The sequence below is a fragment of the Edwardsiella sp. EA181011 genome, from assembly GCF_000800725.1.
Classification (GTDB): Bacteria; Pseudomonadota; Gammaproteobacteria; order Enterobacterales; family Enterobacteriaceae; genus Edwardsiella; species Edwardsiella anguillarum.
Window position 1 is genome coordinate 3713505 of the sequence record NZ_CP011364.1, and the last position, 15606, is coordinate 3729110.

Genomic DNA, 15606 nt, shown 5'->3' on the forward strand with positions numbered 1-15606 from the left:
GTTAGGGCTCCTTGCTCGTGTCGCCGCCGGCCGGCGCCGGGAGGCTTCCCTTCACCTCCGGGACCATCTGCTTACGCGATGACAGCTGACGTTCAATATCGGTTAGGTTTTCCAGCTTACGCTGCGTCTCATCCAGGCGCACCTGCAGCAGCTGCCGCTCATCGCGCAGGCTCTCCAGCTGCGTCTCGCTGGCGGAGAGCTGCCGCTGATAGCGGGTCCGCTCCTCCTGCAGGGCGATCGCCTGCGCCTGCTGGGCGCGCCACAGCTGCACCAGGGGCTGCAGCGCCGGCGGGATCTGGCCGTCCAGGCTCGCCAGGCGATCGAGGATCTGACGGCGTTCGGCTACGCTAGGATCGGCGCGTCCCACCAACAGGCTCTGCTTCAGGGCCGCCTGCCAGCTTTCCCCGCCCAGCCGATGCGCCTGCGCCCGCGCCTGGGTTCGGTTCAGGCGCTCTGCGCAGGTCATGGCGCGCAGCCAGTACAGGCCGTTCCCCATCGCCTGGGGGGAGTGCTCCTGCCACAGCGCATCGCAGGCGGCGTGCTGATAGTCGCGCATCACCGGCGTACCGGCGCAGGTTCGCCCCCCGGAGGGTTCCACGGCGCGATCGCCGCCGTGGCTACAGCCGCCGAGCAGCAGCGTCATCAGCCACAGGAGAGCAGGCGGTCGCCGCCGCAGACGGCCGCAGATCGGGGGAAACGGAGGGGGTAAGAACCACATACTCATGCTTGGTGTTATCTCGCTATCGGGAGTTCAATGCGGAAGCAGACGTCGGCTTCATCGTCGGCGATCAGGCGCAGATCGCCGTGCATCCGGCGCAGCGAGTCGCGGGCGATGCTCAGACCGAGGCCGCTACCCTTGACGGCGCCTTTGCGCTGATGGCTCCCCTGAAAAAAAGGCTCAAAAATCATCGCGTGCTCATTGGCCGGGATCGGTGTACCGCTGTTGGCGACCTCGATCACCAGATGCTCCCCGTCCCTACGGGTGCGCAGCCAAATGGTACCGGATTCCGCGCCATAGTGCACCGCATTGGAATAGAGATTCTCCAGCACCCGCTCCAGCAGCACCGGCTGCGCGCGGCAGCGGGTCTCATCCAGCGCGTAGCGGGTCTGGATATTCTTAGCCCGCGCTGGCAGGCGGTGAGCGGCGACCACCCGCTCCAGCAGCGCGGCCAGCTCCAGCTGAGCGGACTCCGGCGGCGCATCGGCCAGACGGCGGTTATAGTCCAGCAGCTGCTCGATCAGCACCTGCAGGCGACGGCTGCTGTCATCCAGAATCGTCACCACCTCGCGCTGATCCGCGCTCAGCGGCCCGGCGACCCCGTCCGCCAACAGTTCAGTGCCCTCCCGCAGGCTGGCCAGCGGGGTCTTCAGCTCATGGGAGAGATGGCGCAAAAACTCATGGCGCTGGGACTCCAGCCAGGCCAGCCGATCGCTGAGCCACAGAATGCGCTGCGCCAGCGTACGGATTTCACGCGGCCCGCGAAAAGGGGGACACGCCTGCAGACTCAGTCCCTCGCCCAGGCGCCGGATCATGCGCTCTACGCCCTTCACCGGGCCGATGATCATACGAGTAAACAGCGCCACCAGCAGTACGCTGACCAGAAACAGCACCAGCGCCTGCCAGCCAAAATAGCGGCCGCGCTCGGCGATCGCCTGCTGCAGCTGCTGACCTCGGCCAAACAGCACGTTACGGGTCGCCTGCACCATCGCGCCGTTGGCGCGGGAAAACTGAGCCAGCTGGCCGTCGGCGCTCGCCAGCGGCAGGCTGTTTGCGCAGCGCGGCGCGGCCAGCTGCCGCAGCAGGCTATCCAGCTGCGCGTAGTCGCTGCCGTCGGGCAGCAGCGCGGCGTGGCGTTCCAGCAGCTGACGGTACTGGGCGTGCTGACGCTGATACAGCGCCGCCAGCGTCTCATCCCCCAGCACGCAGTACTGACGATAGCTGCGCTCCATCTCCAGCGCCAGTGCGGCCATCGCCTCGCTGCGGCGGGCGTCGCTCAGGGTGGTATGGTTGATATCCGCCGCCTGGGCGCTCAGGTGATTCAGACTCTGGTAGGCCTGATAGGCCAGCACCAGCAGGGGCAGCAGCACCAGCAGAAAGGCCAACAGCACCAGCTGGCGCAGCGAACGGGGAAACAGGGGCCACGGCATGACGGCATCACTCCCAAAGGTCAAAGGGGGTCGCCACAGGCTAACCGAACGGCCATAACGGGAAAAGCCCGGCGGCGGGTAACCGGCGGGCCTGATGGCGTGCCGACGGGGCAGCGGCCCCGTCGCGCGGCCTGCGCCTTATCGGCACAGGGCAGAATAGGTGGCGCCTCACTCAACGTGTCGTCCTGTGCCTGATAAAGCGCCGAAGCGACTGTTATCGATATTTCCGGACGGTAGGCACCGTGCTAATGGCGTCATTCGATGTTTTATGGAGCCGGCCATGACTGGCGCTGACATAAAGGGCCGAATGAGCAACCACTAATATGGTTACATAACTCACCCAAAATAAAAAGTGGCCACGATTAATATTTTGTAATATTAGGATCAATCCTAGCGCCGCGCCAACCGCTGCGCGGGAAACGGCAGAAAAAAAGCGGCCCGAAGGCCGCCTGCTATCCCGCCGCGCGGCTCAGCCCAGCGCGCGCCGCGCATTGCGGAACAGGCGCAGCCACGGGCCATCCTCGCCCCACTCGGCGGGGTGCCAGGAATTGCTCACCGTGCGGAATACCCGCTCCGGATGCGGCATCATCACCGTTGCCCGCCCGCTCCGCGTGGTCAGCGCGGTGATCCCGTTGGGGGAGCCGTTCGGGTTGGCCGGATAGCGTTCGGTAACCTGCGCAACGTTGTCGACGTAGCGCAGCGCGACCAGACTCTGCTGCTCCAGCGCCGTCAGGTGAGCCTCATCGCGCACCTCGACCCGCCCCTCGCCGTGGGAGACGGCGATCGGCAGGCGCGACCCGACCATCCCCTGTAGGAACAGCGACGGGCTGTCGCTGACCTCGACCAGGCTGAAGCGGGCCTCAAAGCGCTCGGACGCGTTGCGGACAAAGCGCGGCCACAGCTCGGCGCCCGGGATCAGCGAACGCAGGTTAGACATCATCTGGCAGCCGTTACACACCCCCAGCGCCAGCGTATCCGGACGCAGGAAGAAGGCGCCGAACTGGTCACGTGCGCGGGCGTTGAACAGAATCGACTTGGCCCAGCCCTCTCCGGCGCCCAGCACGTCGCCGTAGGAGAACCCGCCGCAGGCCACCAGCCCCTGGAATGGCTCGAGCGTCGTCCGCCCGGAAAGGATGTCACTCATGTGCACATCCTGCGCCTCAAACCCGGCGCGATGGAACGCGGCGGCCATCTCGACGTGCGAGTTCACCCCCTGCTCCCGCAGCACAGCCAGGCGCGGACGCGCGCCGCGGGCGATGAAGGGCGCCGCGATATCCTCCTGCGGATCGAAGCTCAGGCTCACGTTAAGACCGGGATCCTCCTCCACCAGCTTGGCCTGATGCTCCTGATCGGCACAGAGGGGATTATCGCGCAGACGCTGCATCTGCCAGGTAGTTTCTGCCCACCAGGCGCGCAGCGTAGAGCGCTTCTCGTCATACACCGCCTGTCCACCGCGCTGGATCCGCAGGCGGTCGCCCGGCAGCGCCCGACCTATCTCGTGGCTGACCGCCGCCAGACCGTGCTCGGCCAGCAGCGCCTGCGCCGCCGCCAGATCGCGGCGCGCCACCTGGATCACCGCCCCCAGCTCCTCGCTGAACAGCACCGCCAGCGCGTCGTCGCCCAGCGCGGCGATATCGATATCCAGCGCGCAGTGGCCGGCAAAGGCCATCTCTGCCAGGGTGACCAGCAGCCCGCCGTCGCCGCGATCGTGGTAGGCCAGCAGCAGCCCCTGCGCCACCAGCGCCTGCATGGCGCTAAAAAAGCCCGCCAGCTGCGCCGTATCACGTACGTCGGCGGGCGTATCCCCCAGCTGGCGATACACCTGCGCCAGCGCGCTGCACCCCAGCGCGTTGCGGCCGGCGCCCAGATCGATCAGCAACAGCGCGTTATCCTGCGCGGGCTGCAGCTGCGGCGTTACCGTACGCCGCACGTCCTCCACCCGGGCGAACGCGGTGATCACCAGCGACAGCGGGGCGGTCATCTCTCGCGTCTGTTCCTCCTGCTGCCAACGGGTCTTCATGGACATCGAATCCTTGCCGACCGGGATGGTCAGCCCCAGCGCCGGACACAGCTCCTCACCCACCGCCTTCACCGCCTGATACAGGCCGGCGTCCTCGCCGGGATGCCCCGCCGCCGCCATCCAGTTAGCGGAGAGCTTGATCCGCTTAATATCGCCGATGTGGCAGGCCGCCAGGTTGGTCAGCGCCTCCCCCACCGCCAGGCGAGCCGAGGCGGCGAAATCCAGCAGCGCCACCGGGGCGCGCTCTCCCAGCGACATCGCCTCGCCGTAGTAGCTGTCCAGGCTGGCGCTGGTCACAGCGCAGTCGGCCACCGGAACCTGCCACGGGCCCACCATCTGATCGCGGGCGACCATGCCGGTCACGCTGCGATCGCCGATGGTGATCAGGAAGGTTTTCTCCGCCACCGCCGGCAGGTGCATCACCCGGCGCACCGCCTCGGCCAGCACGATACCGGCGCGATCCAGGGCATGCCCCGTGGCCCGCAGGGTCTCCGCCGTGCGCGTCATCTTCGGCGTTTTCCCCAGCAGCACGTCGAGAGGCATGTCGATGGGACGATTGTCAAAGTGGCGATCGCTCAGGATCAACTCACGTGCCTCCGTCGCCTCGCCGATCACCGCATAGGGGGCACGCTCACGCTCGCAGATGGCGGCAAAGCGCGCCAGATCCTGCGGCGCCACCGCCAGGACATAGCGCTCCTGCGACTCGTTGCACCACAGCGCCAGCGGGCTCATGCCCGCCTCGTCGTTGGGAATGTCGCGCAGCTCAAAGCGGCCGCCGCGGCCGCCGTCGCTCACCAGCTCCGGCATGGCGTTGGAGAGACCGCCGGCGCCCACGTCGTGGATAAAGCGGATCGGGTTGGCATCGCCCAGCTGCCAACAGCGGTCGATGACCTCCTGGCAGCGGCGCTCCATCTCCGGGTTATCGCGCTGCACCGATGCGAAGTCGAGATCGGCATCGGACTGACCGGAGGTCATCGACGAGGCGGCACCGCCCCCCAGGCCGATATTCATCGCCGGACCGCCCAGCACGATCAGGCAGTCGCCGGCGGCGATATCCCCCTTCTGCACGTGCTCGGCGCGGATATTGCCGAGGCCGCCCGCCAGCATGATCGGTTTGTGGTAGCCGCGCAGCTCCGTGCCGTTATGGCTGTCGACCCGCTCCTCATAGGTGCGGAAATAGCCCAGCAGCGCCGGGCGCCCAAACTCGTTGTTAAACGCCGCGCCGCCCAGCGGTCCGTCGGTCATAATATTCAGCGCGCTGACGATGCGCGCCGGACGGCCGAAGTCCTGCTCCCAGGGCTGTTCGAACCCCGGGATGCGCAGGTTGGAGACGGAGAAGCCGACCAGCGCCGCCTTCGGCTTGGCGCCGCGCCCCGTCGCCCCTTCGTCGCGGATCTCCCCGCCGGAGCCGGTCGCGGCCCCCGGCCAGGGCGAGATCGCCGTCGGGTGGTTGTGGGTCTCCACCTTCATCAGGATGTGCGCCGGCTCCTGATGGAAGTCATAGCAGCCGCTGTCGGCGTCGGCAAAGAAGCGGCCCACCGCGGAGCCTTCCATGACCGCCGCGTTGTCCTTATAGGCGGACAGGACATGCTCCGGCGTCTGCCGGTAGGTGTTTTTAATCATCTGGAACAGCGATTTCTCCTGCGGCTGCCCGTCGATAACCCAGTCGGCGTTGAAGATCTTGTGGCGGCAGTGCTCCGAGTTGGCCTGGGCGAACATATACAGCTCGACGTCGCTCGGGTTACGCGCCAGACGGGTAAAGGCGTTGAGCAGGTAGTCCATCTCATCCTGCGCCAGCGCCAGCCCCAAGCGCTGGTTGGCCTCCTCCAACGCAGTCCGCCCCCCGCCAAGGATATCCACAGACTGCACCGGCTGCGGCGTATGCTGCATAAACAGCTGCTCGGCCTGCGCCAGCTCAGTGAAGACCTGCTCCATCATGCGATCGTGCAGCAGATCGCACAGCGTCTGCCACTGCGCCTGATCCAGCGCCCCAGCCTCAATGTAGTAGGCCAGACCGCGCTCCAGCCGGCGGATCTGCGCCAGCCCGCAGTGGCGAGCGATATCCGTCGCCTTAGATGACCAGGGAGAGATCGTGCCCGGGCGCGGCGTGACCAGCAGCAGCCGTCCTGACTGCGGGCGGGCAGCCTGCGACGGTCCGTAGGTCAGCAGCTGGCGCAGCGTATCGTGCGCCGCCGGATCCAGCGGCGCGCTGACGTCGGCAAAGTGAATGTACTCGGCGTAAATCGCGTCGACGGGCAGGGACGCGTCGCGGCAGGCAGACAGCAGCTGGTTAACACGAAAGGCCGATAAAGCGGGGGTGCCGCGCAGAATTTCCATGATGATTTGATTCTCTCGTCTGCGAGGAAGCTGTTTACAGCCGCCTCAATGGGCGAAACAGGGGGAAACCGGGCGCCATTATAGTGAATCTCCCGCGCCGACGAAACCGTTTGCGTAGCCTTTCTTGTAAAGAGCGCGATCGGCTCATTTATTGCCCAATAATGCGGTTAAAGTTGCACACTGGCGTTTTGTTAAGCAAAATGCGCCTGCCTGATTGGCTTTACCTTTATTCCACTTTTAACACCAGCAACCGCATCCCGCTAGACCGTCATGGGATAACTATTTGAAACGTATAAAATATAATTATTACCTTATCGGTATTGTCTCCGCGCTTTTGGCGCTGGCGCTGTGGCCCAATATTCCGTGGCGCAGCGGTAATGAAAACCAGCTACAGCAGATCCTCGACCGGGGAGAGCTGCGCGTAAGCACCATCGTTTCGCCGCTCACCTATCAGCGTGAGGGCAATGCGATCTCCGGCCTGGACTATGAACTGGCCAAACGCTTCGCCGACTATCTGGGCGTGAAGCTGCGCGTCACCGTGCGCCCCACGCTGCCGGGTCTGTTTGACGATCTGGATGGACAGGATGCCGATATGGTCGCCGCCGGACTGCTGTACAGCAGCGCGCGGCTGCATCGCTATCGCACCGGGCCGACCTATTACTCCGTCTCCCAGCAGCTGGTCTACCGCCAGGGCAAGGTGCGCCCGCGTAACCTGGGCGATCTCAGCGGTCCCCTGATGGTACAGTCCGGGTCGGCCCATATCACCACCCTGGAGCACTACCGCCAGCAAAAGTACCCTGACCTGCAGTGGCAGAGCAGCGACAGCCTGTCGGCAACCGAGCTGCTTAAGCAGGTCGCCGAGGGCAAGCTGGACTATACGGTGGCGGATTCGATGGCGATCTCCCTGTTTCAGCGGATCCACCCGCAGGTGGCGGTCGCCTTCGATATCAGCGATGAAGAGCCGGTCATGTGGTATCTCAACCGCAGCGAGGATGACAGCCTGTACGCGGCGATGCTGGACTTCTTCAGCCAGAGCGCTGAAGACGGCACCCTGGCGCGCCTAGAGGAGAAATATATCGGCCACGTCGGCAGCTTCGACTACGTCGATACACGTACGTTCCTCTCCGCTATCGATAGCGTGCTGCCGTCACTGCAGGACTTTTTTACCCAGCATGCGCGCAAAATGGACTGGCGGCTGCTGGCCGCGATCTCGTATCAGGAGTCACACTGGAATCCCCAGGCCACGTCGCCGACCGGCGTACGCGGGCTGATGATGCTGACCCGCGCCACCGCCGAGGGGCTGGGGGTGAAAGATCGCCTCGATCCGGAGGAGAGCATCGCCGGCGGTTCGCTGTACCTGGAGCGGCTGATGGAGAGGCTGCCGGAGAGCATTCCGCAGGATGAGCGGATTTGGTTCGCTCTGGCCGCCTATAATATGGGCTACGGACACATGCTGGACGTCCGCCAGCTGACCCAAAAACAGGGGGCCAATCCCGACAGCTGGGCCGATGTCAAACAGCGTCTTCCGCTGCTGAGCCAAAAGAAATACTACCAGCGGCTGACCTATGGCTACGCGCGTGGGCACGAGGCCTATCAGTACGTCGAAAACATTCGCCGCTATACCGTCAGCCTGCGCGGCTACCTGCAGGAGAAGGAGAAGCGAGAGGCGGCAGAGGCGACCCAGCTAGCGCTGCTCGGGCCGCGCTGAGCTGAGCCGGCCACCCTTACTCCGCGCCGGCGCCGTGGGCGCCGCGCCGGGCGTCGCGCTCGGCCCTTTTCTGCGCCCGCCGCTGGCGGAAGAAATCGCTCAGCTGCGCCGCGCACGCGTCGGCCAACACGCCGCCGCACACCGCGATCCGGTGATTCATCCCCGGGTGCCCCAGCACATCCAGCAGCGATCCCGCCGCGCCGGTCTTGAGATCCTGCGCGCCGTACACCAGCCGCCGGATGCGGCTGTGCACCATCGCCCCGGCGCACATCACGCAGGGCTCCAGGGTCACGTACAGTGTCGCCTCCAGCAGACGATAATTCTGCATGACGGCCCCCCCCTGCTGCAGCGCCATGATCTCGGCGTGCGCGGTCGGATCGTGGCGGGTAATAGGCCGGTTCCACCCCTCGCCAATCACCCGATCGTTCAAGACCAGAACCGCGCCGACCGGCACCTCGCCCTGTGCCCGGGCCTTTTCCGCCAGCTGCAGGGCATGGCGCATCCAGTAACTGTCATCGCGTTGCGTCACACGTTTCCCCTCTCTGTTTCCGGCGCGCATTATACACAGCCCCTGCGCGCCCGCCGCGCCTAATTAGCGCTATCGCCCAATTTCTCCGCGCGGAAGCGGACAGCCGCTGCGGCGCAGGCGTATGATACGCCGGCACCTGCCCGCCGTATCGATGGGGCAAAAGGGCATAGCCTAATCATTCTCAGGAGATATCTGGATGTTTGCACAAATTCGGCGCATGAAACAGGGCCTGCTGATGGCCGGCCTGCTGGCGACATCCGCCCCGCTGTGGGCGGCAGAGTACTGGATCGACGTCCGTGTACCGGAGCAATACCAGCAGGAGCACGTCAAGGGCGCCCACAATATTCCGCTCAAAAACCTGGCGCAGCGCATCGGCGCGCTGACCCAGGACAAGAATGATACCCTGCATCTGTATTGCAACAGCGGGCGCCAGTCAGGCCAGGCGGAAGCGCTGCTGCAGCAGATGGGCTACCGCCACGCCGTCAATGCGGGCGGGCTGGAACAGGTCGCCAAGCACCAGCAAATGGTAAAATAATAACACCCTGCGCGGGGGCGGTCCGCTGTCACGCCGCCGCCGCGCTGCCGCATCGGTGAATGCCGACTTATTATCCACTCAGTAAAAAACCGCTTTAAACGAGTATAAAATAGCAACGATATCGGCTAATTATGGCAATTTAATACAAAAAAACCTTAACTGTTAGCTTTCTAAACATTTAATTTTCATCATTTCGTGCGCGGGATCGCTGTAATAATTCATTGGCAGGCTATCTTGGTTGTTAATTTACTAACATAAAAGGAGTTGTCGATGACGACCTCAACGTTTTTCATTCCCAGTGTAAATATGATCGGTCGCGGTTGCCTGAACGAGGCGGCGGCGACGATGAAAGAGTACGGCTACCACCAGGCGCTGATCGTCACCGACAGCGTGCTCAGTCGTCTGGGCGTCGTCGGCGACGTACAGGCGCTGCTGGCCAAGGTAGGCATTCAGAGCGCGGTGTATGACGGCACGCATCCCAACCCGACCACCGATAACGTCGCCGCAGGGCTGACGCTGCTGCGCGAGCACGGCTGCGACTGCGTGATTTCGCTGGGCGGCGGCTCGCCCCACGACTGCGCCAAAGGCATCGCACTGGTGGCGACCAACGGCGGGGATATCCGTGACTATGAAGGGGTCGATCGCTCACAGCACCCGCAGCTGCCGCTGATCGCCATCAACACCACCGCCGGTACTGCCTCTGAAATGACGCGCTTTTGTATCATCACCGATGTACAGCGTCACATTAAGATGGCCATCGTCGACAAGCATGTCACCCCGATCCTTTCCGTCAACGATCCGCAGCTCATGCGCGGTATGCCGAAGGGGCTGACCGCCGCCACCGGAATGGATGCCCTGACCCACGCCGTAGAGGCCTATGTCTCTACCGCCGCGACCCCGATCACCGACGCCTGCGCGCTGAAGGCCATCACGATGATCAGCGCCCATCTGCGCGACGCCGTCCGCGACGGCGACGATATGGCGGCGCGCGAAGCCATGGCCTATGCCCAGTTTCTGGCGGGGATGGCCTTTAACAATGCCTCTCTGGGGTATGTCCATGCGATGGCACACCAGCTGGGCGGCTTCTACGATCTGCCGCACGGCGTCTGCAATGCGATACTGCTGCCCCACGTACAGAGCTTCAACGCCCGCGCCTGCGCGGGGCGTCTGAAGGATATCGCGGCGGCGATGGGCGTCGCGGTTCAGGATATGGACGACGCACAGGGCGCCGAAGCCTGCATCGCCGCCATCCGCGGCCTGGCCCACGACGTGGCGATCCCGGCGGGTCTGCGCGAGCTGAAGGTGCGTGAAGAGGATCTGGACACCCTGGCCAACAACGCCCTGAAGGACGCCTGCGGTCTAACCAACCCGATCCAGGCCAGTCATGCGGAGATCGTGGCGATCTTCCGCGCCGCGCTGTGATCCCCGGCCCCGCCGACGGCGGGGCATCCGATTAAGGCAGGCGCCGCAGCGCGCCCTCCTTATCGACCCGATAGCGAAAGCGACAGTAACTCAGCACTACATCATCCTGGCGACTATCGCTGTAGCCGCTGTACAGCTGCAGCGGACGCCCGAGACAGCGCTCTAGCTGGCGCACCTTTTCCCGCCCCAAACAGCGGCGCGTCAGCGTCCAGCCGCCGAAGCGACGGCGCATCCGGGTGCCTATCAGCCTCACGCGCAGCAGAATGCCGCTGTCGCGATACACCTGCTCCACCAGCTGCTCGGGCGAACCGGTCAGCAGCCAGACCTGCGTCATCGGGCACGCCAGATAGTCATCCAGACGCGCCCGCACCAGGGGAAAGGGCTGAACCCGGCGGCGAAACTGCGCCACGAACCGCGTCTCCAGCCCCCGCAGGCGCCCTTCCGAGCGACCAGCGGTCATACTCCACAGCAGCAGACTGACCGGACGCCGCGCCGCCCGCCCGGCGAATAGCAGCCCCAGCCCCACCGGCGGCAGGCACAGCAGCACCAGCGGCCAGTTCAGCGGCAGACGCCACAGCATGAAACGCAGAAAGCAGCCAAACAGATCCTGGCGGTGCAGCGTACCGTCCAGGTCAAAAAAGACCTGCCTGCGTACAGAATGTTCCCGCTGATGTATCACGACCGCCTCCCGTTACCCGCGTCGGGTCTATGTCGCTCGCGCTGACAAATTATGACGATGACGTCATGATATGGAGTTTATGCAGCAAGCGAGGTTTCGCCTCATGGGGCTGACTATGGCAAACTATCCCCTCGCATGCAAAGGGGACATTTATGAGCAGCTTGGTGAGAATAAAACAGCTTTATCATTCGCTGGCACAAAACGAGCGTAAGCTGGCCGATTTTATCCTCTCCTCGCCGGAGCAGCTGGGCAAGCTAAGCTCTCAGGAGCTGGCCAATACGCTCGGTATCAGCCAGTCCAGCGTGGTTAAGTTCGCCCAAAAGCTGGGTTTCCGCGGCTTTCCCGCGCTAAAGCAGGATATCTCGGCCCATCTGCTGCGCCATCAGGCGCCGGCTAACGAGGCCGCGCTCCATCACGGTATTCTACGCCACGATCCGCTCAAGGTGGTCGGCGAAAAGCTGATGGCGGAAAAGATCGCGGCGCTGCAGTCCACCCTGACCATCAACCATGAGGAGCAGCTGCAGCAGGCGCTGCGCATGCTGCTCAGCGCCCGGCGCATTGTTATTACCGGCCTCGGCGCCTCCGGCCTAGTGGCCAAGGACTTCGCCAATAAGCTGATGCAGATTGGCCTGGCGGCCTACGCCGAATCGGATGCCCATGTGCAGATAGTCTGTGCCCAGGCCATGCAGCCGCAGGATCTCCTGATGGCCATCTCTTACAGCGGCGAACGCAAAGAGGTCAATATGGCCGCCGCAACGGCCCGCCGCCGCGGCGCCCAGGTGCTGGCCCTGACCGGCTTCTCCCCCAATCCCCTACAGGATCTGGCGTCGCTGACGCTGTATACCGTCATCGATGCCCACGCCGATCAGACCACCGCCATCTCCTCACGTATTGCGCAAAGCACCCTGACGGATCTGCTGTATATGGGGATCGTCCAGCAGAACGCGGAGCACGCCTGCCTGCATATTCGCAACAGCTGCGCGCTAGTCAAGACGCTGGAGTAACCGGCGCAGAAAGGTTTTTCAATGTGCGGGGGAGTGTGCAAAAATACGCGCATACGCGATCGCGCAGAGGAAGTTAATCACGCTATCTGCATGATATTTAAATTATATTTCTTAAGTGACTAGAATGGCGTTACTGATTACCAAGAAGTGCATCAACTGCGACATGTGCGAACCGGAGTGCCCCAATCAGGCGATCTCGATGGGGGAGCAGATTTACCAGATCGATCCGGCGCGCTGCACCGAATGCGTCGGTCACTACGACGAGCCGACCTGTATCAAGGTCTGCCCGATCGATAACACCATCATCCGCGATCCGGCGCACGCCGAAAGCGAAGAGCAGCTGTGGGACAAGTTTGTGCGACTGTACCACAGCGACGTCCTGTAAGCGGGCCGCCGCCCGCGTCGCTCAGCGGCAGTGGCCGCGGGCGTCGAAACGGGCCTCGCCGTCTGGCACCAGCGTTTTCGCCACCTGCCCCTCCTCCATGGAGGGCAGCACCGCAAAGTGCCCCTTCATCTCCACGTAAACCGCCTGTCCCGGCGCCGGACGGGCGTTAATATAGGCCTGCTCGAGCTCGACGGTGCTGCTCACCGGATACACGTTGTCCGTCGCGCAGTCGTGAAACGTGGCGGCATCCGCCATATAGCGGTACATCCCTTTCACGCTCATCGCCGTCACCGGCAGCGGCGAGGTGGCCGCCTTCAGCGTGTAATTGAACGGCGAGTCGATCTCATTGCCGCTGGTGTCCAGCAGGCGCATGTCATTCCCGACCGGACGGAAGTAACGCTTCTCGCCGTCGCTGCCGATCAGCACCAGGCGATCGGCGGTGCGCTGCCAGCGCCCGTATTCGGCGAAGCTCTGATCGCCGTCGCGACTAGCGCGGTAGATCGATTTCAGGACAAAGCTGCCGTCCTTGTCCAAGAACAGCGACATCTCCATGCCGCCGCAGTCGGCGCACGGCAGCGTACCTTGAAAACTCTGCGCCATCGGCACCAGAGGCTGTTCAGCGTACTGCGTACGCGCATGACACCCAAACAGGGTGATCACCCCCGCCGCCAACAACAGCGAAATAGCCAGTTTTTTCACAGTTTCTCTCCTACTGTGCAAACGAATGCAATATCAAGCGGGCGACCTGCATGTCCCCCAGCGCCACCGACCCTGCGGCAGCGCGAAAAAAGCGCTCTAACCCGGAATGACCTTGCCGCGCAGCGACTTCAGCGATCCACGCCGTGTTTTATCGTCGGTACGCCGACGACGCGCGCCGCGGCTGGGCGCCGTGGCCCGGCGCGGCTTAGCCACCTCTGAGGCCTGACGGATCAGCGCCGCCAGGCAGGCCAGCGCATCGTCGCGGTTCTGTGCCTGGGTACGGAATGACTGGGACTTGATCACCACCACGCCGTCATCCGTAATCAAATGGTGCTGCATGGCCAACAGCCGCTGCTGGTAAACCGGCGGCAGGCTGGAGGCGCGAATATCGAAGCGCAGGTGAATGGCGCTGGACACTTTATTGACGTTCTGCCCACCGTTTCCCTGCGCGCGAATGGCGCTCAGCGAGATCTCCCGTTCGGGGATCGCCAGGCGGGCGTTGATATACAGCATCTCAGACGCTACCCTGCTGCCAGACATCCAGCGCGATCTCGATGCTGTGCGCGGTATCGGAAACCCACAGCTGCCCCTCCTGGCGCGTCACCTGTAAATCCATAGTTCTGGTCGCCAGCGCCGCCAGCCGGCTCAGGGCCTCATCATCGATAAAATAGATGCTCAGCGAGCGCAGCGTCGCCAGCCGCGCCTGATTCTGCTGCCACCAGACCCGTGCGGCCCGCTCACTATAGGCATACAGCACCACCTGGCGCGATAACGAGCAGGCTTTTTTAAGACGTTTCTCATCCGGCAGGCCCAGCTCAATCCACAGATCCACGCCGTTGTAGTCGTTATGCAGCCACAGCTCTGGTTCGTCGTCTGCGCAAAGTCCCTTGGTAAACGTCAGCCGCTCATCCGCATGACAGCACCAGGCCAGCAGGCGCAGCATCATGCGCTGCTCCGTCTCGGAGGGGTGCTGCGCCAGCGTCAGCGCGGCATCCTGATAGTGGTGCCGATCCATGTCGGCAATATTGACGTTGGCCTTATAAATGGTTGCCTTCAGTGCCATGCGTTTCCCCATTTCGAATCTTTACGCCATTTTACCCGTTTTTACCGCCCGGCACGAATCCATGCCGGGGGAAAAGCACACTTTTTATCGTCGGGCGCCGTTGCGCCCCGCTGCCGCCGGAGCAACCCTGTGATATAGTCAAAATGGAGATTTATCCGCAGGTAAGCCCAGCTCACCCGCAGGATAACGCCACCGGGTTACGCTCTATAGGAGAAGACGTTGCAACAATACTCTGCGTTGGTTCGGCGTAGATATGCCGAGATCGCCAGCGGCGACCTCGGCTATATCCCCGATGCAGTAGGGTGTGCCTTAAAGGCACTGGATGCGGTTGCGGCCGATGAACAGCTGCCACCGGCCGTTAGGGAACAGGCGGCCTATGCCGCCGCGAACTTATTGGTGAGTGATTATGTCGACGACTGAAGAGTATCAACCCATCAACTGCGATGATTACGACAGCCTGGAGCTCGCCTGCCAGCACCATTTGGTTCTGCAGATCGTTCTGCGCGACGGTGAAGCGCTCGAAGGACAGGCCAGCGATCTGATTTCCCGCAAGCACGTGGAGTATCTGCTGGTCACCAGCCAAGGCCAGCCGCGCGAGCTCCGTCTGGATCACATTGCCCGCTTTAGCCACCCGACGCTGGGCACCGTCACCATCAGCATGTCGTAGCGACGTGCACTCTCCCATTCAGTCGGGGCCCCACGGGGCCCCGACTCGCCATTACGGCGCCGCCGGCGGCGTCAGGCTAGCATAGTACGCCGCCAGATCCGCCATATCTTGCCCGCTGAGGCGCGCCACATAGGCCGACATGATCCCCGCCTGCCCACCGTGGCGCGTCCCGGCCTTATATTCCTGCATCGCCTCCACCAGGCGCTGCGCACTCAGCCCGGCCAGCGGCGGATAGATCGGCGTCAGCCCCTGCCCCTGAACCCCGTGGCAGGAGGCGCAGGATGCAGACTTCTGCCGTCCAGCGGCGGCATCGCCGCCCGCCTGCGCCGCCAGGGGCAACGCCAGCGCCAGCGCCAGTATCCCCATCACACCCCGTTTCATCGCTATCCTCCTGAGAAATCCGTTGTCGT

At 63.7% G+C, this 15606-nt stretch carries 16 protein-coding genes; 7 read left to right on the forward strand and 9 right to left on the reverse strand.

Features of this window, described 5'->3' with window-relative positions; translation table 11 throughout:
• Position 1 precedes the first annotated feature (1 nt).
• From qseG to purL, 3 genes are all read right to left on the reverse strand, one after another.
• Entirely contained in the window at positions 2 to 724 is a 723-nt protein-coding gene (gene qseG / locus QY76_RS16445) for a two-component system QseEF-associated lipoprotein QseG (RefSeq protein ID WP_225865138.1), read from the reverse strand.
• 8 nt (positions 725 to 732) lie between these two features.
• Positions 733 to 2148 carry a sensor histidine kinase KdpD gene (locus QY76_RS16450; RefSeq protein WP_034163247.1) on the reverse strand — a complete coding sequence of 472 codons (1416 nt, stop codon included), beginning with the start codon at positions 2146 to 2148 and terminating at the stop codon, positions 733 to 735.
• A 469-nt stretch (positions 2149 to 2617) separates the two neighbouring features.
• Entirely contained in the window at positions 2618 to 6508 is a 3891-nt protein-coding gene (gene purL, locus QY76_RS16455; RefSeq protein WP_117026497.1) for a phosphoribosylformylglycinamidine synthase, read from the reverse strand.
• Between the two features lie 280 nt (positions 6509 to 6788).
• On the opposite strand from purL, the gene mltF reads away from it, so the two are divergent.
• A complete protein-coding gene (gene mltF / locus QY76_RS16460; RefSeq protein WP_034163245.1) occupies positions 6789 to 8213 on the forward strand; it encodes a membrane-bound lytic murein transglycosylase MltF in 1425 nt (474 codons plus the stop codon).
• Between the two features lie 16 nt (positions 8214 to 8229).
• Here mltF and tadA read toward each other — a convergent pair whose 3' ends face one another.
• A complete protein-coding gene (gene tadA, locus QY76_RS16465; protein ID WP_034163284.1) occupies positions 8230 to 8742 on the reverse strand; it encodes a tRNA adenosine(34) deaminase TadA in 513 nt (170 codons plus the stop codon).
• 196 nt (positions 8743 to 8938) lie between these two features.
• Here tadA and pspE point away from each other — a divergent pair, with 196 nt between their 5' ends.
• Positions 8939 to 9277: a thiosulfate sulfurtransferase PspE gene (pspE, locus tag QY76_RS16470; RefSeq protein ID WP_034163244.1), complete on the forward strand. Its 339-nt coding sequence runs from the start codon at positions 8939 to 8941 to the stop codon at positions 9275 to 9277.
• Positions 9278 to 9547: 270 nt separating this feature from the next.
• Positions 9548 to 10699 (forward strand): L-threonine dehydrogenase, encoded by a 1152-nt coding sequence (gene yiaY, locus QY76_RS16475; RefSeq protein WP_034163243.1) that lies wholly within the window; start codon positions 9548 to 9550, stop codon positions 10697 to 10699.
• A 31-nt stretch (positions 10700 to 10730) separates the two neighbouring features.
• On the opposite strand, the gene yfhb is transcribed toward yiaY, so the two are convergent.
• The gene (gene yfhb / locus QY76_RS16480) at positions 10731 to 11378 is read right to left on the reverse strand and encodes a phosphatidylglycerophosphatase C (RefSeq protein ID WP_370634738.1); all 648 of its coding nucleotides are present in this window, start codon (positions 11376 to 11378) and stop codon (positions 10731 to 10733) included.
• 152 nt (positions 11379 to 11530) lie between these two features.
• Here yfhb and QY76_RS16485 point away from each other — a divergent pair, with 152 nt between their 5' ends.
• Positions 11531 to 12382 carry a MurR/RpiR family transcriptional regulator gene (locus QY76_RS16485; RefSeq protein WP_034163242.1) on the forward strand — a complete coding sequence of 284 codons (852 nt, stop codon included), beginning with the start codon at positions 11531 to 11533 and terminating at the stop codon, positions 12380 to 12382.
• A 124-nt stretch (positions 12383 to 12506) separates the two neighbouring features.
• A complete protein-coding gene (locus QY76_RS16490; RefSeq protein WP_034163241.1) occupies positions 12507 to 12767 on the forward strand; it encodes a YfhL family 4Fe-4S dicluster ferredoxin in 261 nt (86 codons plus the stop codon).
• 21 nt (positions 12768 to 12788) lie between these two features.
• On the opposite strand, the gene nlpE is transcribed toward QY76_RS16490, so the two are convergent.
• The 3 genes from nlpE to QY76_RS16505 form a co-directional block, all read right to left on the reverse strand.
• Positions 12789 to 13466 carry an envelope stress response activation lipoprotein NlpE gene (nlpE, locus tag QY76_RS16495; protein ID WP_034163240.1) on the reverse strand — a complete coding sequence of 226 codons (678 nt, stop codon included), beginning with the start codon at positions 13464 to 13466 and terminating at the stop codon, positions 12789 to 12791.
• Positions 13467 to 13562: 96 nt separating this feature from the next.
• Positions 13563 to 13979: an alternative ribosome rescue aminoacyl-tRNA hydrolase ArfB gene (gene arfB / locus QY76_RS16500; protein WP_045425086.1), complete on the reverse strand. Its 417-nt coding sequence runs from the start codon at positions 13977 to 13979 to the stop codon at positions 13563 to 13565.
• Position 13980: 1 nt separating this feature from the next.
• Complete coding sequence (locus QY76_RS16505; protein ID WP_045425087.1) at positions 13981 to 14529, reverse strand: YaeQ family protein; 549 nt, start codon at positions 14527 to 14529, stop codon at positions 13981 to 13983.
• 219 nt (positions 14530 to 14748) lie between these two features.
• Here QY76_RS16505 and QY76_RS16510 point away from each other — a divergent pair, with 219 nt between their 5' ends.
• A complete protein-coding gene (locus QY76_RS16510) occupies positions 14749 to 14949 on the forward strand; it encodes a YaeP family protein (protein ID WP_034163238.1) in 201 nt (66 codons plus the stop codon).
• Positions 14936 to 15196, forward strand: a complete 261-nt coding sequence (rof, locus tag QY76_RS16515; protein ID WP_034163237.1) for a Rho-binding antiterminator — start codon at positions 14936 to 14938, stop codon at positions 15194 to 15196. Before QY76_RS16510 ends, rof begins: the two co-directional genes overlap by 14 nt.
• Before the next feature lie 51 nt (positions 15197 to 15247).
• Here the strand turns inward: rof and QY76_RS16520 are convergent, their stop codons facing one another.
• On the reverse strand, positions 15248 to 15577 hold the full coding sequence (locus QY76_RS16520; RefSeq protein WP_045425089.1) for a c-type cytochrome: 330 nt from the start codon (positions 15575 to 15577) through the stop codon (positions 15248 to 15250).
• Positions 15578 to 15606 lie beyond the last annotated feature (29 nt).